Annotated in this window: 22 protein-coding genes and 1 pseudogene; 16 read left to right on the top strand and 7 right to left on the bottom strand. The window is 63.7% G+C overall.

The annotated features are described in order from the left end of the window. Positions 1 to 96: 96 nt before the first annotated feature. Positions 97 to 1,563 carry a mannitol dehydrogenase family protein gene (locus tag ACX3OZ_RS11835; protein WP_459094770.1) on the top strand — a complete coding sequence of 489 codons (1,467 nt, stop codon included), beginning with the start codon at positions 97 to 99 and terminating at the stop codon, positions 1,561 to 1,563. A 146-nt stretch (positions 1,564 to 1,709) separates the two neighbouring features. Here ACX3OZ_RS11835 and ACX3OZ_RS11830 read toward each other — a convergent pair whose 3' ends face one another. Together ACX3OZ_RS11830 and ppk2 are read right to left on the bottom strand one after the other, a co-directional pair. Further along, complete coding sequence (locus tag ACX3OZ_RS11830; protein WP_459097259.1) at positions 1,710 to 2,474, bottom strand: N-formylglutamate amidohydrolase; 765 nt, start codon at positions 2,472 to 2,474, stop codon at positions 1,710 to 1,712. Between the two features lie 92 nt (positions 2,475 to 2,566). Then, positions 2,567 to 3,445 carry a polyphosphate kinase 2 gene (gene ppk2, locus ACX3OZ_RS11825; RefSeq protein WP_459097258.1) on the bottom strand — a complete coding sequence of 293 codons (879 nt, stop codon included), beginning with the start codon at positions 3,443 to 3,445 and terminating at the stop codon, positions 2,567 to 2,569. A gap of 68 nt (positions 3,446 to 3,513) precedes the next feature. On the opposite strand from ppk2, the gene ACX3OZ_RS11820 reads away from it, so the two are divergent. Together ACX3OZ_RS11820 and ACX3OZ_RS11815 are read left to right on the top strand one after the other, a co-directional pair. After that, entirely contained in the window at positions 3,514 to 4,797 is a 1,284-nt protein-coding gene (locus ACX3OZ_RS11820; protein WP_459097257.1) for a sensor histidine kinase, read from the top strand. A 233-nt stretch (positions 4,798 to 5,030) separates the two neighbouring features. Continuing rightward, complete coding sequence (locus ACX3OZ_RS11815; protein ID WP_459104575.1) at positions 5,031 to 5,429, top strand: VOC family protein; 399 nt, start codon at positions 5,031 to 5,033, stop codon at positions 5,427 to 5,429. A gap of 239 nt (positions 5,430 to 5,668) precedes the next feature. Here ACX3OZ_RS11815 and ACX3OZ_RS11810 read toward each other — a convergent pair whose 3' ends face one another. Beyond that, the gene (locus ACX3OZ_RS11810) at positions 5,669 to 6,172 is read right to left on the bottom strand and encodes a GcrA family cell cycle regulator (RefSeq protein WP_459097376.1); all 504 of its coding nucleotides are present in this window, start codon (positions 6,170 to 6,172) and stop codon (positions 5,669 to 5,671) included. A 435-nt stretch (positions 6,173 to 6,607) separates the two neighbouring features. Here ACX3OZ_RS11810 and ACX3OZ_RS11805 point away from each other — a divergent pair, with 435 nt between their 5' ends. The 4 genes from ACX3OZ_RS11805 (at position 6,608) to ACX3OZ_RS11790 (ending at position 12,281) form a co-directional block, all read left to right on the top strand. Then, positions 6,608 to 7,807: an acetylornithine transaminase gene (locus tag ACX3OZ_RS11805; protein WP_459104574.1), complete on the top strand. Its 1,200-nt coding sequence runs from the start codon at positions 6,608 to 6,610 to the stop codon at positions 7,805 to 7,807. A gap of 123 nt (positions 7,808 to 7,930) precedes the next feature. Beyond that, a complete protein-coding gene (argF, locus tag ACX3OZ_RS11800) occupies positions 7,931 to 8,863 on the top strand; it encodes an ornithine carbamoyltransferase (protein WP_459104573.1) in 933 nt (310 codons plus the stop codon). 250 nt (positions 8,864 to 9,113) lie between these two features. Further along, a complete protein-coding gene (locus tag ACX3OZ_RS11795) occupies positions 9,114 to 10,094 on the top strand; it encodes an Hsp33 family molecular chaperone (protein WP_459104572.1) in 981 nt (326 codons plus the stop codon). 369 nt (positions 10,095 to 10,463) lie between these two features. Next, the gene (locus ACX3OZ_RS11790) at positions 10,464 to 12,281 is read left to right on the top strand and encodes a glycosyltransferase (RefSeq protein ID WP_459104571.1); all 1,818 of its coding nucleotides are present in this window, start codon (positions 10,464 to 10,466) and stop codon (positions 12,279 to 12,281) included. Here the strand turns inward: ACX3OZ_RS11790 and ACX3OZ_RS11785 are convergent. Continuing rightward, positions 12,278 to 13,900 carry an ABC-F family ATP-binding cassette domain-containing protein gene (locus ACX3OZ_RS11785; RefSeq protein WP_459104570.1) on the bottom strand — a complete coding sequence of 541 codons (1,623 nt, stop codon included), beginning with the start codon at positions 13,898 to 13,900 and terminating at the stop codon, positions 12,278 to 12,280. The two genes, ACX3OZ_RS11790 and ACX3OZ_RS11785, sit on opposite strands and share 4 nt — an antisense overlap. 269 nt (positions 13,901 to 14,169) lie before the next feature. Here ACX3OZ_RS11785 and ytfQ point away from each other — a divergent pair, with 269 nt between their 5' ends. The 5 genes from ytfQ to ACX3OZ_RS11760 all read left to right on the top strand — a co-directional run bounded on the left by ytfQ (position 14,170) and on the right by ACX3OZ_RS11760 (position 19,723). Then, the gene (gene ytfQ, locus ACX3OZ_RS11780) at positions 14,170 to 15,144 is read left to right on the top strand and encodes a galactofuranose ABC transporter, galactofuranose-binding protein YtfQ (RefSeq protein WP_459104569.1); all 975 of its coding nucleotides are present in this window, start codon (positions 14,170 to 14,172) and stop codon (positions 15,142 to 15,144) included. A 200-nt stretch (positions 15,145 to 15,344) separates the two neighbouring features. Then, positions 15,345 to 16,862 (top strand): sugar ABC transporter ATP-binding protein, encoded by a 1,518-nt coding sequence (locus ACX3OZ_RS11775; RefSeq protein ID WP_459104568.1) that lies wholly within the window; start codon positions 15,345 to 15,347, stop codon positions 16,860 to 16,862. Beyond that, entirely contained in the window at positions 16,859 to 17,863 is a 1,005-nt protein-coding gene (locus ACX3OZ_RS11770; protein ID WP_459104567.1) for an ABC transporter permease, read from the top strand. The genes ACX3OZ_RS11775 and ACX3OZ_RS11770 overlap by 4 nt, the downstream gene beginning before the upstream one ends. Then, on the top strand, positions 17,860 to 18,837 hold the full coding sequence (yjfF, locus tag ACX3OZ_RS11765; protein ID WP_459097247.1) for a galactofuranose ABC transporter, permease protein YjfF: 978 nt from the start codon (positions 17,860 to 17,862) through the stop codon (positions 18,835 to 18,837). Before ACX3OZ_RS11770 ends, yjfF begins: the two co-directional genes overlap by 4 nt. Positions 18,838 to 18,982: 145 nt before the next feature. After that, positions 18,983 to 19,723, top strand: coding sequence for a FadR/GntR family transcriptional regulator (locus tag ACX3OZ_RS11760; protein ID WP_459097246.1), 741 nt, complete (start codon positions 18,983 to 18,985; stop codon positions 19,721 to 19,723). Between the two features lie 7 nt (positions 19,724 to 19,730). Here the strand turns inward: ACX3OZ_RS11760 and ACX3OZ_RS11755 are convergent, their stop codons facing one another. The 3 genes from ACX3OZ_RS11755 to ACX3OZ_RS11745 are packed head-to-tail and all read right to left on the bottom strand — an operon-like array spanning position 19,731 to position 22,523. Continuing rightward, complete coding sequence (locus ACX3OZ_RS11755) at positions 19,731 to 20,531, bottom strand: ABC transporter ATP-binding protein (protein ID WP_459097245.1); 801 nt, start codon at positions 20,529 to 20,531, stop codon at positions 19,731 to 19,733. Beyond that, positions 20,521 to 21,555, bottom strand: a complete 1,035-nt coding sequence (locus tag ACX3OZ_RS11750) for a FecCD family ABC transporter permease (protein WP_459097244.1) — start codon at positions 21,553 to 21,555, stop codon at positions 20,521 to 20,523. The genes ACX3OZ_RS11755 and ACX3OZ_RS11750 overlap by 11 nt, the downstream gene beginning before the upstream one ends. Next, entirely contained in the window at positions 21,552 to 22,523 is a 972-nt protein-coding gene (locus tag ACX3OZ_RS11745; protein ID WP_459104566.1) for a FecCD family ABC transporter permease, read from the bottom strand. Before ACX3OZ_RS11745 ends, ACX3OZ_RS11750 begins: the two co-directional genes overlap by 4 nt. 127 nt (positions 22,524 to 22,650) lie before the next feature. Between ACX3OZ_RS11745 and ACX3OZ_RS11740 the strand changes: the two genes are divergently transcribed. From ACX3OZ_RS11740 to ACX3OZ_RS11725, 4 genes and pseudogenes are all read left to right on the top strand, one after another. Next, positions 22,651 to 23,571 carry an ABC transporter substrate-binding protein gene (locus tag ACX3OZ_RS11740; RefSeq protein ID WP_459097242.1) on the top strand — a complete coding sequence of 307 codons (921 nt, stop codon included), beginning with the start codon at positions 22,651 to 22,653 and terminating at the stop codon, positions 23,569 to 23,571. 24 nt (positions 23,572 to 23,595) lie between these two features. Next, positions 23,596 to 24,522, top strand: a complete 927-nt coding sequence (locus tag ACX3OZ_RS11735; protein ID WP_459097241.1) for an ABC transporter substrate-binding protein — start codon at positions 23,596 to 23,598, stop codon at positions 24,520 to 24,522. Positions 24,523 to 24,536: 14 nt separating this feature from the next. Further along, positions 24,537 to 25,427 carry a sucrase ferredoxin gene (locus tag ACX3OZ_RS11730; RefSeq protein WP_459097240.1) on the top strand — a complete coding sequence of 297 codons (891 nt, stop codon included), beginning with the start codon at positions 24,537 to 24,539 and terminating at the stop codon, positions 25,425 to 25,427. A gap of 8 nt (positions 25,428 to 25,435) precedes the next feature. Continuing rightward, a pseudogene (locus ACX3OZ_RS11725) lies at positions 25,436 to 26,298 on the top strand (SDR family oxidoreductase). Positions 26,299 to 26,300: the final 2 nt, after the last annotated feature.

Raw genomic sequence — 26,300 nt, 5'->3', positions numbered from 1 at the left:
CTTATGCCGGTAAAGCTGATTTGCCTGCAAGTCAGTATCTTCCATACAAGATCGCAAAGCCCTATGGTGCACCCGATTTTACCGCCGGAGACTTCCATGACGCGTTTGAGCGCCGAAACCTTGAGCCAAATTCCTGCCGGCATTGCCGTGCCGCGCTATGATCGCAACAGCGTCACGCCCGGCATCGTGCATCTGGGCATTGGCGCTTTCCACCGCGCGCATATGGCCGTCTATGTCGACGATCTGCTGGCCGAGCACCCCGATTGGGCGATTGTCGGCGCCAGCCTGCGCCGGCCCGACACCAAGGAAGCGCTGGCGCCGCAGGACGGGCTTTATACGGTCGCCGTGCGTGACGCCTCGGGCACCCATCCCCGGGTGATCGGCTCGATCCTCAAGGTGCTGGATGCCAATACCGAGCGCGAGGAATTGCTGGCGCTGATGGCGAGCCCAGCCATTCGCATCGTCTCGCTGACGGTGACCGAGAAGGGCTATTGCCACGATCCGGCGACCGGCGAGCTGGACCAGCGCCATCCTGATATCGTGCATGACCTGGCCAATCCGACCGCGCCGAAATCGGCACCGGGCATGCTCGTGGAAGCGCTGGCGCGGCGGCAGGCGGCGGGCATTGCCCCGTTTGCGGTGATGAGCTGCGATAATCTGCCGTCCAATGGGGCGACGGTGAAGCGCATCGTCACGGCACTAGCCCGCCTGCGCGATGCAAAGCTGGGGGACTATGTCGGCAACACCGCGTTTCCCGGCACCATGGTCGACCGCATCGTGCCGTCCACGACCGATGCCGACCGCGCCACGGTGACCGAGCTGATCGGGGTGGAAGACGCCTGGCCGATCATGACCGAGCCCTTCACCCAATGGGTGATCGAGGATGACTTCCCGCAGGGTCGTCCGCCTTTCGAGCAGGTCGGGGCGCAACTGGTCGCCGATGTCGAGCCGTTCGAGCGGATGAAGCTGCGCATGCTCAATGGCAGCCATTCCACCATGGCCTATCTCGGCTATCTGGCGGGCTATGACTATATTTCCGACGTGATGGGCGACCCTGATTTCGTCACGCTCATCCATGGGCTGATGACCGAGGAAGCCATGCCGACGCTGGATATGCCCGGCGTCGATCTGGGTGCCTATCGCGACCAGTTGCTGGAACGGTTCCGCAATCCGGCGCTGCAGCACCGCACCTGGCAGATCGCCATGGACGGTTCGCAAAAGCTGCCGCAGCGTTTGCTGGGCACGATCCGCGACCGGCTGGCGGCGGGCCTGCCGTTCGAGCGGCTGGGGCTCGGGGTGGCGGCGTGGATGCGCTATGTCACCGGCATTGACGAGACGGGCGAAAGCATCGATGTGCGCGATCCGCTGGCGATGCGCATGCTGGCGATTGCCGCCGATGCCGGCGACGATGCCGAAGCACTCTATATCGGGCTGGCTGGGCTGACCGAAGTGTTCGGCAGCGATCTGGGCGACAACCAGAGCTTTGGCGAGACGGTGGCGACCCATCTCGATGAGCTGTTTGAAGAGGGCGTGAAGGCGACCGTAGCGGCGGCGGTGGCCTAATCCCCGGAGCTTCCCTCTCCCCTTGAGGGAGAGGGACAGAAAATCTGCGTCCAGCAGATTTTCAGGGTGAGGGGTGCGGAGTGCGCCCATGCTTGGATGCTCAAGGAAAGGGACCCCTCATCCGCCCCTTCGGGGCACCTTCTCCCTCAAGGGGAGAAGGGGGATGACTGATGGGCCGCCTGCAGGCACTCGGCCAGTCGGGTCGACCAGAATTTCACCCCCTCGGGGTGAATGATCTCGTCATGGCGGATTTCGATCATGGTGGCGTCGAGCCCGCGACCGTCGCCATGGCGTTCGAGGGTCAGCGTGACCCCGAGCAGCGCCGCATAGGGTTCGTTCCAGCCGATATTGAGCGCAGTGTCCGAGGCCTTGAGCGCGTCGAACAGCGCCTTGGTATAGCGCGTGTCGACCCCATGGATCAGCCCGATCGGCCAGGGCCGGGGCACGCCGTGATAGACCGGCGTGAACGAGTGCATGCAGACCAGGATGGTGTGCTGGCCGGCATGGCGGCGGGCCTCCAGCAGCGTGTCGATGGCGGCGTGGTAGGGGCGGTGGAAATGCTCGATCCGATATTGCCGCTCGGCGGCGTCGAGCCCCTTATTGGCGGCGATGTGGGTGGCTTCCGACACTGTCCAGATCAGGTCGGGCGCATCGATATCGCGGTTGCAGTCGATGATCAGGCGCGACACCGTCGATTGCACCAGCGGCGCATCGAGCCGGTCCGATAGCGCGAGGCTGACGGCGAGGGCGCCGGGGTCCCAGGCGATATGGCTCAGCCTTTCGCTATGCGACAGGCCCAGATCGCCATATTTCTCGGGAATGCGGTTGCTGGCATGGTCGCAGACCATGACGAAGGGCGACGTCCCGCGTGCATTGATGACCCGCACCGCTGCCTGTCCATCGCTGCTCATTCAGTCCCCATCCGCATCGTTGAACTGGCTATCGGGTGCGCGTATCGCCGGGCGCTGTCAATGTCGAATTGCCCGCACGGAGGCGGGCAAGCCTAGTCGGCATTGGCCAGCTTGAGGAAGTCCCGCGCGCTCAGCGTGATCTCCGGGTCGATCTTGCCGATGGCCTTGCGGCTCTTGCCGGCATAATCCAGCCGGTCGAGCACGGTCTGGATGACGTTGATGCGGCCACGGCGCTTGTCATTGGCGCGGATCACCATCCAGGGGGCATGCGGGCGGTCGGTGCGGACCAGCATGGCGTCGCGGGCATCGGTATAGGCGTCCCATTGATGCAGCGCGTCGATATCCACCGGCGACAGCTTCCACACCTTGAGCGGATCATGCCGGCGATCATGGAACCGCTTGAACTGCATTTCCTGGCCGATGGAGAGCCAGAACTTGAACAGATGGATGCCGTCGCGGGTGATGCGCTTCTCGAATTTGGGGGCTTCATCGAGGAAATGTTCGGTCTGTTCGGGCGTGCAGAAGCCCATGACCTTTTCCACCCCGGCACGGTTGTACCAGGAACGGTCGAACAATACGGTTTCGCCGGCGGCGGGGAACCAGTCGACATAGCGCTGGAAATACCACTGCGTGCGTTCGCGATCATTGGGCTTGGGCAGGGCGGCGATCAGATTGTAGCGGGGATTGAGATTTTCCAGATAGGTCTTGATGGTGCCGCCCTTGCCGGCGGCGTCGCGCCCCTCGAAGACGATCATGACGCGCTCGCCCGATTGGGCCAGATGGGCCTGCAACAGCACCAATTGCTTCTGCAATTGATACATGCGCTCTTCATAGAGCTTGCTATCCAGCTTATCCTCGTAAGGATAGCCGCCCGAAGCCATGGCGCGTTTGCGGATGGCTTTGGGTAGCTCTGGATTTTCGATGTCGAAGCTGTCGAGGGGATCGCTCACCTGATGTCTCTCCGTTGTCATATCACCGTGCAATGAAGGCCGGCTGCGGCGCAAGGCCATCAGAACTCTTTGATTTACAGAAATAAAATATGGACCAATTTCGTTCCCGACCGCCTGTTTCCCGTCTGACCGTCATGCTGGCGCGTCTGACGGCGCATGCCCCGCTGCTGGCCGGGATCGGCGTGGTGCTGCTCGGGCTGGTGCTGTTTGCCCAATTGGGCGTGGGCGCGGCGCTGCTCGGCTTTGTGGTGATCATCGCCGGGGCGGCTTTATTGGCGCCGGCCACCATCACCGTGACTCCGGCGCTCGAGCTGGGACGCCCGGTGGAGGCCAGTGCCGATGATGCGGTCTTCGCCTTTGCCGATGCGCTGGCCGATCCCTGTCTGGTGCTGGATCGGCGCGGGGCGGCCGTGCATGCCAATGTGGCGGCACTCCGGCAATATCCCTCGGTGGCCAATGGCAAGCCGATCACCCTGTCGCTGCGCAATCCTGACCTGGTGCAGGCCATCGACCTGGCGCTGCGCAATGGCGAGACGCGCACCATCGAGCTGCATGAAACCGTGCCGTCGGAAACCTGGGACAAGGTGGTGGTCTCGCCCCTGCAGCGCCCGGGGCAGGATTGGCTGGGTGATGAGGCGCGCCAGCTGGTGGTGACCTTCCAGAGCCTGACCGAACTCAAGCGCGTCGACGCGATGCGCAGTGATTTCATCGCCAATGCCAGCCACGAGCTGCGCACGCCTTTGGCCTCGCTGCTGGGCTTTATCGATACGCTGCTGGGCCCGGCCGCCAAGGACACGGCCGCGCGGGAGAAGTTTTTGGGCATCATGCGCGGACAGGCCGAGCGCATGAGCAAGCTGATCGATGATCTGCTCAGCCTGTCGCGCATCGAAATGCACCAGCATGTCCGCCCCACCGCCAGCATCGAGCTGGCCGGGCTGCTGCGCGAGGTGCGGGACGGGCTGATGATGCAGGCCAAGGCCGCCAATATCGAAATCCGCATGACCCTGTTCGAGGGGCCAAGCACCACCACCGGCGATCGGGGGCAGCTTTATGAAGTGTTCGAGAACCTGCTCGACAACGCCATCAAATATGGTGCCGGCGGCAAATTCGTCGAGGTCAACCTGGCGCCGGCTGGTCGCGCCGGGTTTCAGCATCTGGTGACGGTGATCGACCATGGGCCGGGCGTCGAGATCGATCAGGTGCCGCGCCTGACCGAGCGGTTCTATCGCATCGATGCCGATGCCAGCCGACGCAAAAAGGGCACCGGGCTGGGGCTGGCCATCGTCAAGCATATCGTGCATCGCCATCGCGGCCAGATGAGCATAAAGAGCAGCCCCGGCGAGGGCATGCGGGTGGATGTGCTGCTGCCGTGAGGGGGAAGCCCCGATGGGCTCCCTCCCCCTTGAGGGGAGGGCGGGGGTGGGGGTGTCGTGATCTCCGCTTGCTCGGTGTGTTTGGAAGCCACGACACCCCCACCCCTAACCCCTCCCCTCAAGGGGGAGGGGAATGGATCGGGGCACCCAATCGGCAGGGATACGGGTAGGCCTTGAGGCTTTCAGCGGGGCGGATCGGGCGATAAGCTCGGCCCGCAGCAAGGAGTGCCCCCATGTCCCAGAGTTTTACCCCGTTCCTGACCTTTCAGGGTGGCGTCGCGGAAGCGGCGATGAATTTCTATTGCTCGGTGTTTCCCGATAGTCGCATCAACCGGATCACGCGCTATGCCGCCGGCATGCCGGGGCCGGAGGGCACGGTGATCACCGCCGAGTTCAGTCTGGGCGGGCAGAGCTTCATTGCCTCGGATAGCCCGGTGAAGCATCAGTGGGATTTTACCCCGGCGATTTCGGTGTTTGTGAGCTGCCAGAGCGCCGAGGAGCTGGATGCGGCGTTTAACGCACTGGCCGAGGGTGGCCGGGTCTATATGCCGATCGACAATTATGGCTTCTCGCAGCGCTTCGGCTGGGTGGGGGATCGGTTCGGCGTGACCTGGCAGCTGAATTTGGATTGAGGGGGCTGAACCCACAGTCGACACCCTCCCCCTTGCGGGGAGGGATCAAGGGTGGGGTGGGCCAGGCGCACTGAGCCTGCGGAGAGATACCCCCTCCCGGCTCGATAAACGGACCTAGCAAGCTAAGTCCTATCTCGCTGTCCCTCCCCGCAAGGGGGAGGGTGGGACGACTGATGAGTCTGCTTCACCAAACAAAAAAGGCGCTCGGGGCGCCCTTTTTTATTTCAGTCTGGTGCAGCTTAGCGGCGCTTCTTTTCGACCTGGTGGTAGGCCCGGCGCGAGTGGAATTCGCAATAGGGGCCGGATTCCAGGCTGTGCTGGCCGCAGAAGTAGAAATCCTTGGTCAGCGGATCGCCGATCGGCCACTTGCAGGTGGCTTCGGTGAGCTGCAGCAGGCTGAGGCGCTTGTCCTCGGGGATGAACAGCTCGGCCACGACAGGGGCCACATAGAGCTGGTGCTCGGTCTGCGGATTATGCGCCAGCGCGGTGGCGCCGATCGATTGCGGACGCGAGGCCATCATCGGACGCGGCTTGGCCACACCGGCGCCCATGCTGGACAGGCCAGCCGAGGGGCTGGCGACGCGGCGCGGGGCCGGTCGCGCTGCCGGACGGGCGCGCGGGGCCGAATTGGTGGGCTTGGCCCGGGCAGAAAGCTTGAGACGATGAACCTTGCCGATCACGGCATTGCGCGTAACGCCTTCGCCGAGCTCGCCGGCAATCTGGCTGGCCGAGAGGCCTTCCATCCAGAGCTTCTTCAAAGTCTCGACGCGCTCGTCAGTCCAGCCCGCCGGTTGTGCTCCTGAAACTATCGTCAAAACAGAATCCTTCATTGTGCTGCCAATTAATAAATGGCAGCCATCAAACGCTAGGCGTCGTATGTCAGGTGGGGCCGCCACACGAGATGTCGTGTTCCCAATGGCTGTTAGTTTACGCCATCGACGGAATCAGGATCAAGGCTGGGGGGCGACTTTCCCCGTAAATTCATTGGTTAAAATTATCCTAACAATCCCTGAGTCAAATCAGGCACTTGGGCTAGGATCATTGACTTAGCGGACGAAATTGGCCTAACTCAGGCACCCAAACGCGCTGCGTCACGAGCGCGTTTTTGGTTTTTGTGGCGCTATTGTCACGCCCGCCTGAGACTATGCTCAACCCCGTCCATATATAAGGAAGTTCCCATGTCTGCGCTCTACGGCACGTATGCCCGGTCCGATCTCGCCTTTGAGCGGGGCGAGGGTATGCGACTGTACGACCAGCACGGGCGAGATTATCTCGATTTCCATTCCGGCATCGCCGTCAATGCGCTCGGTCATGGCGACCCGCATCTGGTCAGCGCGCTCAAAAACGCGGCCGACAAGGTGTGGCACGTGTCCAACGTGTTCACCATTCGCGAGCAGGAGCGGCTGGGCCAGCGGCTGGTCGATGCCACCTTTGCCGATGCGGTGTTCTTCACCAATTCGGGCGCCGAGGCACTGGAATGCGCCATCAAGACGGCGCGGCATTATTTCTGGGCCAAGGGCGAGAAGGATCGCTACGAAATCCTCGGCTTCAACCATTCCTTCCATGGCCGTACGCTGGGCACCATCGCCGCCGGCGGCAATCCGAGCTATCTCGAAGGCTTCGGCCCGGCATTGCCCGGCTTCAAGCATATCGAGCCGGGCGATCTCGCGCTGGTGCGCGCCGCTATCGGGCCGCAGACCTGCGCCATCCTGATCGAGCCGGTGCAGGGCGAGGGCGGCGTGACCGCCATGACCAATGAATTCATGCAGGGCCTGCGGGCGATCTGCGATGAGTTCGGCCTGCTGCTGGTGCTCGATGAAGTGCAGTGCGGCTATGGCCGGACCGGGCGCTTCTTTGCCCATGAATGGAGTGGCATCACCCCCGATATCGTGGCGGTGGCCAAGGCCATCGGCGGCGGCTTCCCGCTCGGGGCGTGCCTGGCGCGCGGCGATGTCGCGGACTCGATGGTGCCGGGCACGCATGGCTCGACCTATGGCGGCAATCCGCTGGCGACGGCGGTAGGCAATGCCGTGCTCGACCGGATCTTGGCGCCAGGCTTTCTCGATCACGTCAATCAGATGGGCCAGAAACTGGCCTGGCATCTGCAGCAATTGGCGCAGAAATACCCCGATTTCGTGCTGGAAACCCGCGGCAAGGGTCTGCTGGCCGGCATCAAGATCACCCCGCCAGTGCGCGACTTTGTCGAGCGGCTGCGCAGTGACCACCAGCTGCTGGCCATCGGCGCCGGCGACAATGTGCTGCGGCTCATTCCGCCGCTGATCGTCACCGAAGCCGATATCGAGGACGCCATGACCCGGCTGGGCGCGGCGTTTGACGCGATTGCTGCCGAGGCGGCATTGGCGCCAGCAGTGGGATGACCACGATGCTGAGCTATCCCCAGGCGCGACGCCGACGACGCGGTTTGTTCCCTCCCTCGTGAGGGGCATGCCCCTTCGCGGCCTTCGCCATTAGCTTTCAGCGTCCACAAAGGAACCCGGCCCATGACTTTGACCGGCACCCCACGGCATTTTCTCAATCTCGACGATTTCGACTATTCTGAACTGCGCGGCATGCTCAACGCCGCCGCCTCGCTCAAATCCCGCCTGAAGCAGGGCGACCGCCCCAAGCTGCTGGCCGAAAAAGTGCTGGCGATGATCTTCGAGCGCCAGTCCACCCGCACCCGCGTCAGCTTTGACGTCGGCATGCGCCAGCTCGGCGGCGAGACCATCATGCTGTCCGGCCAGGAAATGCAGCTGAGCCGCGAGGAAACCCTGACCGATACCGGCCGGGTGATGAGCCGCTATGTCGACGCCATCATGATCCGCATTCTCAGCCATGCCGATCTGGTGGAATTGTCGGAAGGCGCGAGCGTCCCGGTGATCAACGGGCTGACCCGCCGCGCTCATCCCTGCCAGGTGATGGCCGACCTGATGACCTTCGAGGAACATCGCGGCAATATCAAAGGCGCCAAGGTGGCCTGGGTCGGTGACAGCAACAATGTGCTGCATTCCTGGGTCAATGCGGCTGAGCTGTTCGAATGCGAGCTGACCATCGCCGTGCCGGACGAATACCGGCCGGAAAAGGACCTGATGGACGACATCAAGAAGGCCGGCAAGTGGGTCCGCATGATCGAGGACCCGCGCGAGGCCGTCGAGAACGTCGATCTGGTGGTCACCGACACCTGGGTATCGATGGGCGACACCGACGCCGCCGAGCGCCGCCGGGTCTTGAAACCCTATCAGGTGAACACCAGTTTGATGGGCTTGGCGAATAAAGACGCCCTGTTCATGCACTGCCTGCCCGCCCATCGCGGCGACGAGGTGACCGACGAAGTGATCGATGGTCCGCAGTCGGTGGTGTTTGACGAGGCCGAAAACCGCCTGCATGCCCAAAAAGCCATCCTGTGCTGGGCCTTCGGGGTCGAAACCAACTAACTGCTTCGATCTTCTGGCTGGGAACGGCCTGCAAATGGCGGCTTTCTGCGGTGCTCACGTACTTATGTACGCTCGCTCCGGTGCTCGAAAGCCACCATTTTCGCCTCGTCCCAACCAGAAGCTCATCGCAGTGCGGTGCTCGCCCCCGGCAACGGTCGCCCCAGGCTCTTGCCGAGCTTGGTGGCTGGTACCATTGTGGCCAAGCCGAATTGAAAGCCCCGTGCCCAAAATGACGACGGATACGACGACCATGACCGAGAACCTGATGACTGCCCTCGGGCTCGACCGGCCGGAAAGCGGCGACGATGCGGTCGTGCCGTTCACCCTCGACCAGCTCGATACGCGTGGCCGCAGCGTGCGGCTGGGCGACGCGCTCGACACTATTCTCTCCCGCCATAATTATCCGGCCCCGGTGGCGCGCCTGCTTGGCGAAGCGGTGGTGCTGGCGGCGCTGATCGGCTCCTCGCTCAAATTCGAGGGCAAGTTCATCATGCAGACCCAGACCGATGGGCCGGTGAATCTGCTGGTGGTCGATTTCGACGCGCCGGACGGGCTGCGCGGCTATGCGCGCTTCGATCATGATGCGCTGGTCAAGGCGGCCGAGGAAGGCCGCACCAAGCCGAGCGAGCTGCTCGGCAAGGGCCATCTGGCGATGACCATCGATCAGGGGCCGCATACCGAGCGCTATCAGGGCATTGTCGCGCTGGACGGCAACTCGCTTGAGGAAGCCGCGCATACCTATTTCATGCAGTCCGAGCAGATCCCGACCCAGGTCCGCCTGGCGGTGGCCGAGTTCACCAAAAAGGGTGACCATCGCCCGCATTGGCGGGCCGGCGGCGTGCTGATCCAGCATCTGCCCGAGCATGGCATGTCGCGCATTGCCGACCTGCCGGGCGACGGCGTGGTGGCCCTCGCCGACGAGGAGGATGGCTGGAGCGAGGCGCGCGCGCTGATGGCGACGCTCGACGATCTCGAACTGGCCGATCCAGACCTGACCTCCGAGCGACTGCTGTTCCGGCTCTATCACGAGACCGGCGTGCGGGTGTTTACGCCAATGCCGATGGTGGAGCGCTGCTCCTGCTCGGCCGATGGCATTGAAGCCATGCTGGGCACCAGCTTTACCGCCGAGGACCGTGAGGAAATGGCGGTGGATGGCGAGATCGAAGTGGTCTGCGAATTTTGCTCGACCGCTTACCATTTCAACCCGCACCAGTTCGACGCCAAGCACTGAATTCGGGTTTGCTTTATGATGCAAGAAACGGCCGCCAATAGGCGGCCGTTTTTCTTGTTGACGCTCGGTCTTGCTTATTGCTGAGAAATTGGTCAGTATTTCTGCGCAGGTTGAGTGGGCGGGGTAAATGAAAATAGATCGTATTTCAAATATACTTGCCGTGCGTAACTGGGGTGATGGTGGAACATGGCGATGTATATTGCCCTTGGTGCCGCCATTTTTGTGCGTCTGCGTTCCGAGTGAGCTGTCGCTGGCTCCTGGGTAATGCTCGGTGCCTGCCGGAGGTGCCGCGATGGCGCTTGTGGCCGCATCAGGGCCGGAACATCCAGCCGCCATCCCCTTTGATAATCCTGTGATGGGCCTTCGCGCATGTCGGACGCCCTGGACCTGATCAAGGCGATCCTCATGGAGGATGGCCCGGACGATGCTCTGGCGCGCTCGGTGCTGGAAACCGCTTTGGAGCGCGAGGTGGATGTGCTGCTGTTTTGCGCCGCGACCCTAGGCCTGGGGGCCACTTTGGTCATGGAGCGCGCGGCGGCCTGGGCCGGCTATGGCTTCTATCACCATGTGCCGGCGGGCCTGACCGGCCGGGCCGAACCGACGCGGCTCGAGGCGCTGGCCGAGGTGCGCCTGTTCCGGGTGCAATTGCTGGATCGCGAAATCGCCTTTGCTGCCCCGGATTTCCACGGTGTCATCCGCCTCAAGCAGCGTCGGCAGTCCATGCCCCGTCTGCGGCGCCTGTTGTGTCTGGTGCCCGAGCCGGCGCTGCGGACCTATCTGACCCAGGTGGCTTCGCCGGCGCTGATCGATGGGGCGCGGCAAAATCTGGCCCGCCGCTGGCCCTATGCCTCGGCGCAACTCGAACTGACCGTGGCGGTGCGTTACGGCTTCATGACCGGACTAACGCTGCTGGTGACGGCGCTGTTGCTGACCCCGTTCTGGGTCGAGGCGCAGGTCTGGATGGCGCCGGTGGTGCTGGCTTTGCTGGTGGCGCCGGCGTTGATCCGGGTCGCCGCCATCATGACGCGGGCGCCTCCAGTTGCACGACCCAGCCGGCCGCCGGACGAGGAATTGCCGGTCTATTCGGTGCTGATCCCGCTGCGCAGTGAAGCGGCGATGGTGCCCCAGCTGTTCGCGGCGATGGGGGCGCTCGACTACCCGGCCGAGCGGCTGGATATCAAATTCGTGGTCGAAGCGCGCTCGACCGTCACCATCGATGCGGTGCGCGCCCGGCTCGGCGATCCGCGTTTCGCGCTGGTGCCGGTGCCCGATGCGCTGCCGCGCACCAAGCCCAAGGCGCTGGATTTTGCCCTGCCGCTGTGCCGAGGCGAGCATGTGGTGGTGTATGACGCCGAGGATATTCCCGATCCCGATCAATTGTGGAAGGCGGTGCTGCGCTTTCGCGAGGCGCCGGATTTGATCTGCCTGCAGGCGCGTCTGGTGATCGGCAATGGCCGCACCAACTGGCTGGCGGCGCTGTTTGCCGGCGAATATGCCGGCCTGTTCAGCGTGCTGCTACCGGCGCTGGCCCGCTGGGGCCTGCCCATGCCGCTGGGCGGCTGGGATGCCTTCAACGTCACCGAGGATGCCGATCTCGGCATCAGGCTGGCCCGGCGGCGGCTGGTGGTTTCGGTGCTGGATTCGGCGACGCGGGAAGAGGCGCCGACCCATTTGCTACCCTGGATGGGCCAGCGGATCCGCTGGATGAAAGGCTGGATGCAGACCTTCATCGTGCATAATCGCAACCCGAAACGGCTGCTGGCGGATATGGGCCTGCCGGCCTTCCTGACCTTCCAGGCGCTGGTCTTCGGCATGATTATCGCGCCACTGCTGCATTGCGGCTTCGCGCTGGTGGTGCTCGCCCAGGGCCTGACCGGGGCCGGGGGCATGCAGGGCTCGAGCTGGTTCGTGTTTTATCTGGCCGTGCTCGGCCTGGGCTATGGCAGCACGCTGGCGATGACGGCGCTGGGGCTGGCGCGGGCGCGCAAACTGGAGCTGCTGGCGATCCAGGCGCTGCTGCCGCTCTATTGGCTGTTGATGGGCTTTGCCACGCTGCGCGCCGCCCATGAATTGCTGACGCGCCCGTTCTACTGGTTCAAGTCGCCCCACCGCCCGGTTGTGCCGGTGCCGGCGACAAAAGCCGCCATGCCCTCGGCGCTCGTCGAGAAGGCGTCGAGCCGGCGCTAGCTGCGCAGGCCGGGGGCTTCCTGGCCGGTGCTTTGGACATATTCGGTGTAGCCGCCGCCAAAGGTACGGACGCCTTCGGGGGTCAGTTCCAGCACGCGGTTGGACAAGGCGGCGAGGAAGTGGCGGTCGTGGCTGACGAACAGCATGGTGCCTTCATACTGCGCCAGAGCAGTGATCAGCATTTCCTTGGTGGCGATGTCGAGGTGGTTGGTGGGCTCGTCGAGCACCAGGAAATTCGGGGGATCGAACAGCATCATCGCCATCACCAGGCGGGCCTTTTCGCCGCCCGAGAGCACGCGGCATTTCTTCTCGATTTCGTCGCCGGAAAAGCCGAAAGCCCCGGCCAGCGCCCGCAACGGCGCCTGTCCGGCCGCCGGGAACGAGCTTTCCAGCTGCTGGAAAATCGTCAGGTCGCCTTCCAGCACGTCCATGGCGTGCTGGGCGAAATAGGCCATCTTGACCGAGGGGCCGCGGGTCACGCTGCCCTGATCGGGCGCGGCAGTGCCGGTGATCAGCTTGAGCAAGGTCGACTTGCCGGCGCCGTTGACGCCCATGATGCACCAGCGTTCGCGGCGGCGGACCTGGAAGTCCAGCCCGTCATAAATGGTGCGGCTGCCATAGCTTTTGCTGACATTTTTCAGCTGCGCCACATCTTCGCCGGAGCGTGGGGCGGGGCGGAATTCGAAGTCGACGGTCTGGCGGCGCTTGGGCGGTTCCACCCGGTCGATCTTGTCGAGCTTTTTCACCCGGCTCTGCACCTGCGCGGCATGCGAAGCGCGGGCCTTGAAGCGGGCGATGAAATCGAGTTCTTTCGCCAGCATGGCCTGCTGGCGCTCGAATTGGGCCTGCTGGTTTTTCTCGGCAATGGCGCGCTGCTGCTGATAAAATTCGTAATTGCCAGAATAGGTTGCCAGCGATCCGGCGTCGATCTCGACGATCTTGGTGCAGATGCGATTCATGAATTCGCGGTCATGCGACGTCATGAACAAGGCGCCAGCATAATTCTGCAGGAAGTCTTCCAGCCAGATCAGGCTTTCGAGGTCGAGATGGTTGCTCGGCTCGTCGAGCAGCAGCGCGTCGGGGCGCTTGAGCAGGATGCGGGCGAGGGCCACGCGCATCTTCCAGCCGCCCGACAAAGCGCCGACGTCGCCATCCATCATCTCTTGAGAAAAGCCAAGTCCATCAAGCACTTCGCGGGCGCGGCCGTCGAGCGAATAGCCGTCCAGCTCTTCGAATTGATGCTGCACTTCGCCATAGCGTTCGATGATGGCGTCCATCTCGTCGGCCTTGTCGGGGTCGCCCATATCGGTTTCGAGCGCTCGCATTTCGGTGATCAGGGCGCTGACCGGGCCGGCGCCATCCATCACTTCGGCAACGACGCTGCGGCCCGCCATCTCGCCAACGTCTTGACTGAAATAGCCAATTGAGGTGCCGCGATCGACCGAGACCTGGCCTTCATCGGGCTGTTCCTCGCCGGTGATCATGCGGAACAGCGTGGTCTTGCCGGAGCCATTGGGGCCGACCAGGCCGATCTTTTCGCCCTTCTGCAACACTGCCGACGCCTCGATAAAGACAATCTGCTTGCCGTTTTGCTTGCCGATGCTTTCGAGACGTATCATGGGACCCTGCGTGCTGGAGACGGGCAGTGGGCCCGACGAAAGCGCCGGTAAAGCATTGGATGGCGGCGCGCGCAAGCGCTACCGGGTCACAGGAGCCATGCTGTCAGGCCTGTCAGCATCGGCTGGCAGCATGCTGGTGGTTTTCTTGCGCTTGTCTGACGGGTCGGCATTAGTCATATTTTTCCCTATTTACATATAATAGTACTTTATGTAGCGTCAGCCCATCGTCGCAGGTGAAAACACCGCGACGGCCATTTTGGGAGGACATCGTGACCATCATTTCCAAGCTTGCCATCGCGGCGAGCCTCGCTACCGCTTTGACGTCAGTCAGCGTTGCCCAGGAGAATTTGAGCGGCCTCGTGGTCGGCTTCAGCCAGATCGGTTCGGAGTCGGGTTGGCGCGCTGCCGAGACCTCGGTGACCAAGCAGCAGGCCGAAGCGCTGGGTATCGATCTCAAATTTGCCGATGCGCAGCAGAAGCAGGAAAACCAGATCAAGGCACTGCGCGGTTTCATCGCCCAGGGCGTTGACGCCATCCTCGTCGCCCCGGTGGTCGCCACCGGTTGGGAAGACGTGCTGAGCGAAGCCAAGGAAGCCGAAATTCCGGTGCTGCTGCTCGACCGCGGCGTCGATGCGCCCGAAGACCTCTATTTCACCATGGTCGCCTCCGATCAGGTGCTCGAAGGCCGGGTGGCCGGCGACTGGCTGGTGGCCGCTGTCGGCGATGCCGATTGCAAGGTGGTCGAGCTGCAGGGCACGGTCGGCTCCACGCCGGCAATCAACCGCAAGCAGGGCTTTGAAGAGGCCATTGCCGGCCACGCCAACATCACCATCGCCCGCAGCCAGACCGGCGACTTCACCCGCTCCAAGGGCAAGGAAGTGATGGAAGGCTTCATCAAGGCCGAAAATGGCGGCGCCGATATCTGCGCGGTCTATGCCCATAATGACGACATGGCGGTGGGCGCCATCCAGGCGATCAAGGATGCCGGCCTCAAGCCCGGCACCGATATCAAGGTGGTGTCCATCGACGGCGTGCCGGACATCTTCACCGCCATGGTCGCCGGCGAAACCAATGCCACGGTGGAGCTGACCCCGAACATGGCTGGTCCGGCGTTTGAAGCCCTGGCCGCCTATCTCAAGGACGGCACCGTGCCGCCCAAGACCATCATCACCGAGTCCAAGCTCTACACCCCGGCGGACAATCCGCAGGGTGAGTATGACACGCGCAAAAGCCTGGGTTACTAGGCGGTTTTCGTCCGTCCCGACCTCTCCACACCGTCACCACCCGGCTTGTCCGGGTGGTCCAGGGGGCGAAGCTGGATTGCCCGGACAAGCCGGGCAATGACGGTCAAATATAAATCTGCGTACACTCGACCCCCACCCTTGATCCCTCCCCGCAAGGGGGAGGGTGTCGACTACGGGCAGGGTGACTAAGGGAGAACGGCATGGCGGGTGGCGAATACGTGCTGGAAGCACGCGGCGTCATGAAGATTTTCGGCCAGCATGTCGCGCTCGACAATATCGATTTTGGGCTGCGGGGCGGCGAGGTGCATGCGCTGCTGGGTGAGAATGGCGCCGGCAAATCGACGCTGATCAAGATCCTGACCGGCGCCTATCAGCCGGATGCCGGCGGGGTGTTTCTCGACGGCATGCCGATCGCGCTGAATGACCCGCTGCATGCCCAGACCTTCGGCATCGGCACGGTGTATCAGGAGGTCAACCTGTTGCCGAACCGGTCGGTGGCGGAGAATTTGTTTCTCGGGCACCAGCCTTTGCGCTTTGGCTTCGTCAATTTCCGCAAGATGGAGGCTGACGCCAAAATCCTGCTGGCCAATTATGATCTGCATATCGATCCGGCGAGCGAGCTGGGCAGCCATTCGGTGGCGGTGCAGCAGATCGTCGCCATTGCCCGCGCCGTGCAGTTATCCGGCAAGGTGCTGATCCTCGACGAACCCACCGCCAGCCTCGACCGCAATGAAGTGGAACGGCTGTTCGAGGTGGTGCGCGGGCTCAAGGCGCGCGGTCTCGCCATCATCTTCATCACCCATTTCCTTGACCAGGTGTTCGCCATCGCCGACCGGGTGACGGTGTTGCGCAATGGTCGGCTGATCGAGACGCGGCCGCTCGATGCGCTGAACCGCACCGATGTGGTGCGGCTGATGCTGGGCAAGGACATCGCCTTTTCCGGGGCCACCGATATCGAGCCGAGCGAGACGCCGGACGAGGTGCTGGTCGAATTCAAGAATTATGGCCGCAAGCACAGCGTGCTGCCTTTCGACCTGACCATTCACAAGGGCGAGGTGGTCGGTGTCGCCGGGCTGCTCGGTTCGGGGCGCACCGAGGTGGCGCGCATCATGTTCGGCGCCGATCCGGCCGATCAGGGAAGTGTCAGCATCAATGGCAAGCCCAGTGCGCTGCGCCGCGCCACCGACGCCATCAAGCAAGGCTTTGGCTTTTGCCCCGAGGACCGCAAGGCCGAGGGCATTATCGGCGATCTGTCGGTGCGTGAAAACATCATCATCGCCTTGCAGGGCAAGCTCGGCTGGTTCAAGGCGCTCAACCGCGACGAACAGCTCGAAATTGCCGGCAAATTCGGCGAGGCCATGGATATCCGCGCCGCCTCGCTCGACATGCCAGTGAAGCTCCTGTCGGGCGGCAACCAGCAAAAGGTGATCCTGTCGCGCTGGCTGGCCACCGACCCGGCCTTTCTCATTCTCGACGAGCCGACGCGCGGTATCGATGTCGGCGCTCATGCCGAAATCGTCCGCACCATCAACCGGCTGCGCGACGAGGGCATGGCCATGCTGGTGATCTCGTCGGAGCTGGATGAAGTGGTGGCCTATAGCTCACGCATCGTGGTGATGCGCGACCGCGAAATGGTCGCCGAACTGCGCGGCAAGCACATCAATCCCGGCGTCATCGTGCATGCGATCGCCAATAACACTGACGAGGCCGTGCCATGAAGCGGCTCCCACTCGAACGCCTCGCCAATCCGCAATTGCTGGCTCTGGTGGCGGTGCTGCTGGTCAACTGGATGCTGTTTCCCAATTTCTTCCGCATCTCCTGGCAGGATGGGCGGCTGTTCGGCAGCGTCATCGACGTGATCAATCGCGGCGCGCCGGTGGCGATCCTCGCCATCGGCATGACCGGGGTGATCGCCACCAAGGGCGTCGACCTGTCGGTGGGCGCCATCATGGCGGTGTGCGGCGCGGTGGCGGCGACCATGGTGGTGGCCGGCTATCCGACGCCGATTGCGGTCATCGCCGCGCTGGCAGTGGGGCTGGCCTGCGGGTTGTGGAACGGTTTTCTGGTGGCGGTGCTGGATATTCAGCCGATTATCGCCACTCTGGTGTTGATGGTGGCCGGGCGCGGCATCGCCCAGCTGATCACCGAGGGCTATATCGTCACCTTCAACGACCCGGCGCTGATCTTTATCGGCACCGGCTCGTTTCTCGGCCTGCCGATGGCAGCGGTGATTGCGCTGGTGCTGATGGTGCTGGTGACGCTGGTGCTGGGACGCACGGCGATCGGGCTGTTCATTCAGGCCATCGGCATCAACCGCGCGGCCGCCTCGCTGGCCGGCATCAGCTCCCGCATGCTGCTGTTGCTGGTCTATGGGCTGAGCGGGTTTTGCGCGGCGATTGCCGGCATTATCGTCGCCGCCGATATTCGCGGCGCCGACGCCAATAATTCCGGGCTGTGGCTCGAACTCGACGCCATTCTGGCGGTGGTCATTGGCGGCACCTCGCTGCTGGGCGGCAAATTCTCGGTGCCGCTGGCGGTGGTTGGGGCGCTGATCATCCAGGCGATGAATACCGGCATTCTGGTGTCCGGCTTCCCGCCCGAATTCAACCTCATCGTCAAGGCCGGGATGATCATCCTGATCCTGATGCTGCAATCGCCGCTGGTCGGCCATGTCTTCGGCTTTTTCAAGCGCGACCCCAAGCAGGCGGCTCCCCGATGAAACGCAGTCTTCGCCCGCTGGCGGCCACCGCCATTATCTTTCTCATCGCCTATGGCTTGAGCGTCGCCCAGTTTCCCAACATGCTCTCCACCCGCGTGCTGGGCAATTTCCTCACCGACAATGCTTTCCTCGGCATTGCCGCCGTGGGCATGACCTTCGTCATCATCTCGGGCGGTATCGATCTGTCGGTCGGCGCGGTGATCGGCTTTACCGGCGTCTTGGTGGCGGTGTTGATCTCCTGGCTGGGGCTGCATCCGCTATTTGCCTTCGTCATCGCGCTGGGGGTGGCGGCGGTGTTCGGCGCGGCGATGGGCATGACGGTGCATTATCTGCAGGTGCCGTCATTTATCGTCACGCTGGCGGGGATGTTCCTGGCGCGGGGCGGGGCCTCGGTGATCACCCAGGATTCGGTGCCGATCGAGCATGAATTCTACCGCTTCATTTCCGAAGCCATCATCCGCCTGCCCGGCGGGGGCCGGCTGAGCTTTATCGGTCTGCTGATGATCGCGGTGTTCCTGCTCGGGGCGCTGCTGGCGCATCGGACCCGGTTTGGCTCCTATGTCTATGCGCTGGGGGGCAATCCGGTGTCGGCGTCGCTGATGGGCGTGCCGGTGGCGCGCACCACGGTGCAGATCTACATGCTGTCGAGCGTGCTGGCGGCCTTGTCGGGGATCGTGTTTTCGCTCTACACCTCGGCGGGCTATCCGCTGGCGGCGGTGGGCGTGGAACTGGACGCCATCAGCGCGGTGGTGATCGGCGGCACGCTGCTGACCGGCGGCTATGGCTTCGTGCTGGGCACCTTTGTCGGCGTCATGCTGCTGGGGCTGGTCCAGACCTACATCATCTTCGACGGCACGCTGTCGAGCTGGTGGACCAAGATCGTGATCGGGGTGCTGCTATTCTTGTTCATCGTCTTGCAGCGGATCATATTTGCGGCGTCTTCTCCGGGAGAAGAGAAGCCCGAGAAAGTGTAGAACCGTCGCTATTCATCTGAGGCTGGCCTGCAAATGCCAGTTTTCTGCGCTTCCGGTCCTCACGTACCCTAAAGTACGCTCCGGTCCGGTTCTCGAAACCCGACATTTTCGGCTCATCCTGAGCTGAATAGCGACAGGTTCTAGCATGATCGAAGCAGGCAGCCTTATTCGCTCGCTATCCGGGCGACCCGCTGCACGGAATTTCCACACCTTCGTCATCAACGAAATCGGCCATGGCATCGTCACCGGCAGATTTCCGGTCGGTTCGATCCTGGCGAGCGATGTGGTGATGATGGAGACCTATGGCGTGTCGCGCACGGTGCTGCGCGAGGCGCTGAAGACGCTCGAAGCCAAGGGCCTGGTCGAGGCGCGGCCCAAGGTGGGCACCCGCGTCTCGCCGACCAGCCGCTGGAGCTTTTTCGATCCGCAGGTGCTGTCCTGGCATTTTTACGCCAAGCCGGACCGGCGGTTTTACGAAAGCCTGTTCGATACCCGTCGGGCGCTGGAAACCCGCACCGCCGCCTTGGCCGCCGAGCGCCGCACTGCCGAGAATATCCGCGTGATGAAATACTGGCTGCACCAGATGGAAGCCGCCAATGGGGATCTGGAAAACCACGGCATCGCCGCGCTGGAAATCCACCGCACGCTGGCCGAAACCTCGGGCAATGCGCTGCTGCGTTCGGTGGTCGGAATTGTCGAACTGACGCTGGCACTGGCGCTCAAGCAATGCGCTGCCAGCAGTGCCGATGCCTATCTGGCGGCGACGCATGGCGCGTTGACCACGCTGGTGACCGCCGTTGGCGAGGCCGATGGCGCGGCGGCGATGGCGGCGGTGAACCGGGTGATTGATCTGGACCAGCGCTGTGTCATGGCGGCGCTGGATTAGGCCGCAATCAGCCGTTGCGCACCGTGCTGAGCGGGATGCAGAGCGGGCGATTATGCGCCGGGTCGACGATGATCTGCGCCCGCACGTCGAACACGGCAGCGATGGTTTCTTCGGTCATCAGCTGCTCGGGCGAGCCGGCGGCGGCGATGACGCCATCGCGCAAAAACACCAGATGATCGGCATAGCGCGCCGCCAGGTTGAGATCATGCAGCACCAGGATGACGGTGCGGCCAAACACGTTTTTGAGCTGTTGCACCAGATCGAGGCAATCGAGCTGATGGGCCATATCCAGGTGATTGACCGGCTCGTCGAGGCAGACCACGTCGGTCTCCTGCGCCAGCACCATGGCGATCCAGACGCGCTGCAACTGCCCGCCCGATAGCGAGCCCAGCCGGCGCTGGCGCAATGCGGCGACGCCGGTGCCGGCCATGGCCTGTTCGAGCGCCGTGGCGTCATTGGGGCTCCAGGGCTGGAACATGGTTTGATGCGGGTAACGGCCGAGGCGGACCAGCTCTTCCACCGTCATGTCCTCGGGCGCCGAGGGGCTCTGCGCCAACAGGCCAATCTGGCGGGCCAGCGCCTTGTCGTTGAGGCGGGTGATATCGACCTCTTCGAGAAAAATCTGCCCACTGGCCGGCTTGTGCAGGCGGCGGATGGCGCGCAGCAAAGTGGATTTGCCGCAGCCATTCGGCCCGGCCAGCACGGTGATCTTGCCGCGCTCGATGGGCAGCGTCAGCGATTGCAGCACGCTGGCCTTGCCATAGCTCAGGCTGAGATCGCGGATCTCGATGCGGTGATTATCCGTCATGGCGTTGCTTGCCCATCAGCAGGAAGAGGAAATACGGCGCGCCGATAATCGCCGTGACCGTGCCGGCGGGCACTTCGACGGGGGCGAACAGCACGCGCACGATCAGATCGGCACCGACGAGGAAAATCGCGCCGAGCAGGAAACTGGCGATGATGCCGACATAGACATTGCGCCCCACCAGCAGCCGCGCCAGATGCGGCGCCATCAACCCGATAAAGCCGACGCCGCCGACAAACGCCACGGCCAGCGCCGTCAGCGCCGCCGCCAGGGCAAAGATCCAGATGCGGAACACCGGCAGATTGAGGCCGACGCCGCGGGCCGAGACTTCATCGAGATCGGCCGGGGGCAGGCGGCGGGCGGCCAGCAGCACCAGAATGAGGATCGGCAGCATGGCGATGGCGGTGATCTGGATTTCGCTCCAGTTCACCTCATTGACCGCGCCGGCCAGCCAGCGCGCCGCCTGGGTGGTGCGATAGATCGGGCCGATCAGCATCAGGATGATGGTCAGCGCCTTGGCCACGGCGGCAACGGCAATGCCGAACAACAGCAGGCGAATGGCGGAGGACGCCTGGCGGCCGGAGAGGATGAAGACGAGGGCGATTGCTGCCAGCGCGCCCAGCACCGCAGCGACCGGCTGATAGGCAATGGAGGTGACCAGCGCATTGGATTCGTTGGACAAAGCGGCGAGGAAAATCACCACGCCCAAAGCGGCGCCGTCGATCACCCCCAACACGCCCGGCGAGGCCAGCGAATTGCGGGTGACCTTTTGCAGCAGGAACCCGGCCACGGCCATGCCACCACCGGCCAGAATGGCGATGACGACGCGCGGCAGGCGCAATTGCAGCACGATGATGTTCTGGGTCTTTTCGCCCGCGCCGAGGATGACGCTGACGATCTGGTCGAACGGAATCCAGGTCGAGCCGAAGGCGACCCCGCTCAGCGCCAGCAGCGCGAAGACCACGCCGATCAGGCTCAGCACCAGCGGGGCGCGGTTGCGACTGGCGGTGAAAGAGAAGTCGTTCATGCCGCTCTCCGCTTGAGCAGGACCAGCAGCACCACGCCACCGACCACCGCAGTGATGGCGCCGACCGGGGCTTCGGTGGGGTAAACCACAAAGCGCGCCACCACATCGGCCAGCGTGGCATAGATGGCGCCGATCAGCGCCGCCGCCGGGATCAGCCGGCTATGGCGCAGCCCGACCAGCCAACGCGCCGCATGCGGCACCACCAGCCCGACAAAGCCGACCGGTCCGGCCATCGACACCGCCGCGCCGGTCAGCAGCGAGACGGCGACAAAGCTCAGCCCGCGAATTAGAAACAGCGGCACGCCCAGCCCGGTGGCGGTGGAATCATCGGCCTGCAACGCATCGAGCGGCCGGGCCAGCAGCAGCGCCAGCACCGCGCCAAGCGCAATGATCGGCGCGCCGGTTTGCGCCAGCGCCATGGGGCGATCGACGAAGGCGCCGGAGAGCCAGAACAGCAATTGCTGCAGCTGGGCCTCATTGGTGGTGAGCACCACTTCGACCAGCGAATGGCCAAGCCCGGCAATGGTGACGCCGACCAGAATGATGCGCAGCGGCGACAGCCCACCGGCGCTGGCGGCAATGCCGAAGACCAGGAGGCTCGTGGCCAACGCCCCCAGCGCCGCTGCCAGCGACAGCCCGGTCAGCGAGCCGATGCCCAAGCCGACACTGGCAATGACCACGCCGAGCGAGGCCCCGGCATTGAGGCCCAGCGTATCGGGCGAGGCGATGCGGTTGCGCGACAGGGTCTGCACTAGCACCCCGGCCACGCCGAGGCCGGCGCCGACCAGCGGTGCGATCAGCGCACGGGGCAGCCGCAGATTGGCGATGACCACCGAAGTCTCGGAGTCATCATAGGCAAACAGCGCGTTCCAGACCTGATCGAGCCCATAGCTGCGATAGCCGATGGTGATGCTGACCAGCATGACGACGCCGAGGGCGACCAGCAAGCCGCCATAGATGATGGCCATCGGCATGGGCTGCCGGGATGAAAATGCTGCGGACAGGATGACCCCGGAAACTTGATATTGACAGTCAGGTTGAACTCTGGTGAGTGCTCAAATCATTCATGATCCTCATTGTCAAGTTAGGTGTGCAATGCGCAAACTTCAGACTGTCCTGACCGCCGCGACACTGGCCGTCGCATTGGCGCTGTCGCCTGCCGCCATGGCGCGCCAGATCACCCATTCGATGGGTGTGACCGAAGTCCCTGATGCGCCGCAGCGCGTGGTGATTTTGACCAATGAGGGCACCGAGGCCCTGCTGGCCGTCGGCATTACCCCGGTAGGTGCCGTGCGCTCCTGGCTGGGCGATCCCTGGTATGATCATATCGCCGCCGACATGGCCGACGTGACCGTGCTGGGCGAGGAATCGGCGGTCAATCTGGAGCTGCTGGCGGCGCTGGAGCCCGATTTGATCATCGGCACCAAAATTCGCCACGAAAACCTTTATGGCCAGCTCTCGGCCATTGCCCCGACGGTGATTTCCGAGCGCCTGCGCGGCGACTGGAAGATCAACATGGCGCTTTATGCCGAAGCCGTGGGCAAGACGGCCGAGGCTGAAGCGGCCTTTGCCACCTATGATGCGCGCATTGCCGCCATCAGCGCCGCTTTGGGCGACGCCAAGGCCGAGGAAATCTCGCTGGTCCGCTTCATGGCCGGCCGCACCCGCATCTATCTCAAGGACACTTTTGCCGGCAACGTCCTCAGCCAGATCGGCTTTGCCCGCCCGGCCAATCAGGACCGCGACGAATTCGCCGACGAAGTGACCAAGGAACGCATCCCAGAATTCGAGGGCGATCGCCTGTTCTACTTCATCTACGAAACCGGTGATGGCGCTGCCGACACGGCCGCCGCCGAATGGATGGCCGATCCGTTGTGGCTGGCGCTGCCCGTCGTCGTCGCCGGCAAGGCGCAGGGCGTTTCCGACGCCATCTGGAACACCGCCGGTGGCATCATCGCCGCCAATGTCATGCTCGACGATATCGAGACCATTTACGGGCTGGCCTCGACCCGCTGACCGCCAATCGACCGGAGACTATCGATGTTCAAATCGCTCACCACTGCGGCCCTGCTTGGCTCGGCCCTGATGCTTGCCATCGCCGGGGGCAGCGCCGCCCGCGAAATCACCCATGCCATGGGCGTGACCGAAGTGCCTGACGCTCCCCAGCGTGTCGTCATGCTGACCAATGAGGGCACTGAGGCGCTGCTCTATGTCGGCGTGGTGCCGGTTGGCGCCGTGCAAAGCTGGGATGGCGATCCCTGGTATGATCACCTGGAGGAGGCCCTCAAGGACACCGTGCCGTTGGGCACCGAATATGCGGTCAATCTAGAAGTGCTGGCCAGCCTCGAGCCCGATCTGATCATCGGCAACAAGGTGCGCCAGGAAAAGATCTACGACCAGCTTTCGGCCATCGCGCCGACGGTGTTTGCCGAGGACCTGAGCGGCAGCTGGCCGGACAATCTGGCGCTGTATAGCGAAACCGTGGGCAAGGCTGCCGAAGGCCAGCAAGCGCTCGCCGATTTCGACGCCCGCGCCAAGGCGCTCGGCGCGTCGATCGGCCCGGCGCTGTCCGAGCAGCTGTCGCTGGTGCGCTTCGCGCCCGGCCGCACGCGCATCTACTACAAGGACACTTTTGCCGGCGGCATTCTGGAAAAGATCGGCTTCCAGCGCCCGCCGGCGCAGGACAAGGATGAATTCGCCGAGGAAGTGCAGAAGGAACGCATTCCCAACATGGCCGGCGACCGCATCTTCTACTTCTCCGACGATGCCGACCCCGATGACACCAAGGCCAATCTGAATGACTGGCTCAACGACCCGCTGTGGCTGGCGCTCGATGCGGTCAAGCAAGGCAAGGCGCAGCGCGTCAGCGAGCTGGTGTGGAACACCGGCGGCGGGATTTATTGCGCCAATATGTTGCTGGACGAGATCGCCGTCATTTACGGTGTGCCGGCGCCAGCGGCCAACTGAGGGCCCAAAATTCAATGAGCGTCACCCGCGCTTTTTGCACCGACCATGCCATCGCCCAGCAGGAGCCGCTTGCCGGCACCGGGGCGATGGCAGCCCGCCATCTGTTCGTCCGCTGGCCCAAGGGCAAGTGGCGGCGGCCGCGCTATGAATCGGCCGATCTGGAACTGGTGCTGCAACGCGCCATCCATGAATCCTATGGCCCCGACCGCTATGTCGGGCTGATCGAGAGCGATGGGCGGCCCGATCTCGAACTGATCTCGTTTCCCGATAGTCGCACCGCCCAGCCCACGAGCCAGCAGGAAGCGGCGGCGATGATCCGCGCCTGGGCCAGCGGCACGCCGCTTGATGGGCCAAAGCTGCCGCGTCCGGTGATCCTCTGTTGCACCGATGCCAAGGTGAACGCCTGCTGCGCCCGCTATGGCTTTCCCATCTACAAGGCGCTGTGCGAACAGGCCGGCGACTATGGCTTTGACGTGGTGCAGACCACCCATTTCGGCGGCTGCCACTTCGCCCCGTCGCTGATCGTCATGCCGCAGCGCGCCCGCTATGGCCGGCTGAGCCCGGCCGAAATTCCCGCCTTCCTGCGCAGCCTGTCCGAGGGACGGAACCACCTGTCCCACTTCAAGGGCACGGCCGATCTGAGCGAAATCGACCAATGCGTCGAGATCGCTGCCGGGCAATGGGCCGAAGCCAATGGCCTGCAGCAAACCGATGTCCGCCTGCTCGGGCATGAGGACGACACCAGCACGCAAATCCGCGCCTATGCCAGCGCCGGCAACACCCGCCTGCGCATCACGCTGCGGCAGCAGCAATTCCACGTGCATGGCACCTGCCGTTCGCTGGATGAGGGCGACGGCAAGCTGGTCTGGCGCTGGGTCATCACCGAGGTCACGCCCACCGCGTAACCTCGGCAATGCCCGCATCACCATTTGGTGTCGGAACCGATATTGCTGCCCCCGGTTCCCCTTGCCAAAGGACGGGGGAATTGCCCATGCTCAGCATTGATCTTAGTGGCAAGCGGGCGCTGGTGACCGGCGCCAGTTCCGGCATTGGCGCGGTGGTGGCGCAGACACTGGCAGCGGCTGGCGCTGATGTGGCCATCAATTATCGCGGCTCGGCGGCTGCTGCCGAAGCGCTGGCCGCCGAGATCACCGCCACGGGTCGCCGGGCGCTGACGCTGCAGGCCGATGTGGCGGATGCCAAGCAGGTCGAGGCGATGTTTGCCAGCCTGACCAATGCCTGGGGCGGCATCGACATTCTGGTCAACAATGCCGGTATCGACGGCCGACCCGGTCCCGGCTGGATCGTGCCGCTGGACGAGTGGCGGCAGGTGCTGGACGTCAATCTGTTCGGCACCTTCTATTGCTGCCGTCAGGCCCTGGCCCTGATGGTGCCGCAGCGGACTGGCGTCATCATCAATATCTCCTCGGTGCATGAGGTCATCCCCTGGAGCGGCTATAGCGCCTACACCGCGTCGAAGGCGGCGGTGTCGATGTTGAGCAAAACCCTGGCGCAGGAAGCGGCGCCGCACGGGGTCAGGGTGCTGGCGCTGGCCCCGGGCGCCATCAAGACCGCGATCAATCAGAGCGTTTGGGGCGATGCCGTGGGCCTTGCCGATCTGGAGCGCAAAATTCCGCTGGGCGCATGGGCGAGCGCGCCGAAATTGGCCGCATGGTCGCGGTGCTGGCCTCCGACCTGGCCAGTTACATCACCGGCACCACGCTGTTCGTCGATGGCGGCATGACCGACTTTGCCGATTTCGCCCATGGCGGCTGAAC

This window comes from Devosia sp. A369, assembly GCF_054489345.1.
Note: the sequence above shows the minus strand (reverse complement) of the source record. Positions and strands in the feature narration are given on the sequence as shown.

Coding starts and splice junctions, on each gene's coding strand:
- ACX3OZ_RS11830 (WP_459097259.1), bottom strand. CDS start 2,474: ATGAGCAGCGATGGACAGGCAGCGGTGCGGGTCATCAATGCACGCGGG.
- ACX3OZ_RS11775 (WP_459104568.1), top strand. CDS start 15,345: ATGGCGGGTGGCGAATACGTGCTGGAAGCACGCGGCGTCATGAAGATT.
- ACX3OZ_RS11735 (WP_459097241.1), top strand. CDS start 23,596: ATGTTCAAATCGCTCACCACTGCGGCCCTGCTTGGCTCGGCCCTGATG.
- ACX3OZ_RS11745 (WP_459104566.1), bottom strand. CDS start 22,523: ATGGCCATCATCTATGGCGGCTTGCTGGTCGCCCTCGGCGTCGTCATG.
- ACX3OZ_RS11835 (WP_459094770.1), top strand. CDS start 97: ATGACGCGTTTGAGCGCCGAAACCTTGAGCCAAATTCCTGCCGGCATT.
- ACX3OZ_RS11790 (WP_459104571.1), top strand. CDS start 10,464: ATGTCGGACGCCCTGGACCTGATCAAGGCGATCCTCATGGAGGATGGC.
- ACX3OZ_RS11805 (WP_459104574.1), top strand. CDS start 6,608: ATGTCTGCGCTCTACGGCACGTATGCCCGGTCCGATCTCGCCTTTGAG.
- ACX3OZ_RS11815 (WP_459104575.1), top strand. CDS start 5,031: ATGTCCCAGAGTTTTACCCCGTTCCTGACCTTTCAGGGTGGCGTCGCG.
- ACX3OZ_RS11755 (WP_459097245.1), bottom strand. CDS start 20,531: ATGACGGATAATCACCGCATCGAGATCCGCGATCTCAGCCTGAGCTAT.
- ACX3OZ_RS11770 (WP_459104567.1), top strand. CDS start 16,859: ATGAAGCGGCTCCCACTCGAACGCCTCGCCAATCCGCAATTGCTGGCT.
- ACX3OZ_RS11730 (WP_459097240.1), top strand. CDS start 24,537: ATGAGCGTCACCCGCGCTTTTTGCACCGACCATGCCATCGCCCAGCAG.
- ppk2 (WP_459097258.1), bottom strand. CDS start 3,445: ATGACAACGGAGAGACATCAGGTGAGCGATCCCCTCGACAGCTTCGAC.
- ACX3OZ_RS11785 (WP_459104570.1), bottom strand. CDS start 13,900: ATGATACGTCTCGAAAGCATCGGCAAGCAAAACGGCAAGCAGATTGTC.
- ACX3OZ_RS11810 (WP_459097376.1), bottom strand. CDS start 6,172: ATGGAAGGCCTCTCGGCCAGCCAGATTGCCGGCGAGCTCGGCGAAGGC.
- yjfF (WP_459097247.1), top strand. CDS start 17,860: ATGAAACGCAGTCTTCGCCCGCTGGCGGCCACCGCCATTATCTTTCTC.
- ACX3OZ_RS11820 (WP_459097257.1), top strand. CDS start 3,514: ATGGACCAATTTCGTTCCCGACCGCCTGTTTCCCGTCTGACCGTCATG.
- ACX3OZ_RS11750 (WP_459097244.1), bottom strand. CDS start 21,555: ATGAACGACTTCTCTTTCACCGCCAGTCGCAACCGCGCCCCGCTGGTG.
- argF (WP_459104573.1), top strand. CDS start 7,931: ATGACTTTGACCGGCACCCCACGGCATTTTCTCAATCTCGACGATTTC.
- ACX3OZ_RS11760 (WP_459097246.1), top strand. CDS start 18,983: ATGATCGAAGCAGGCAGCCTTATTCGCTCGCTATCCGGGCGACCCGCT.
- ACX3OZ_RS11740 (WP_459097242.1), top strand. CDS start 22,651: ATGCGCAAACTTCAGACTGTCCTGACCGCCGCGACACTGGCCGTCGCA.
- ACX3OZ_RS11795 (WP_459104572.1), top strand. CDS start 9,114: ATGACCGAGAACCTGATGACTGCCCTCGGGCTCGACCGGCCGGAAAGC.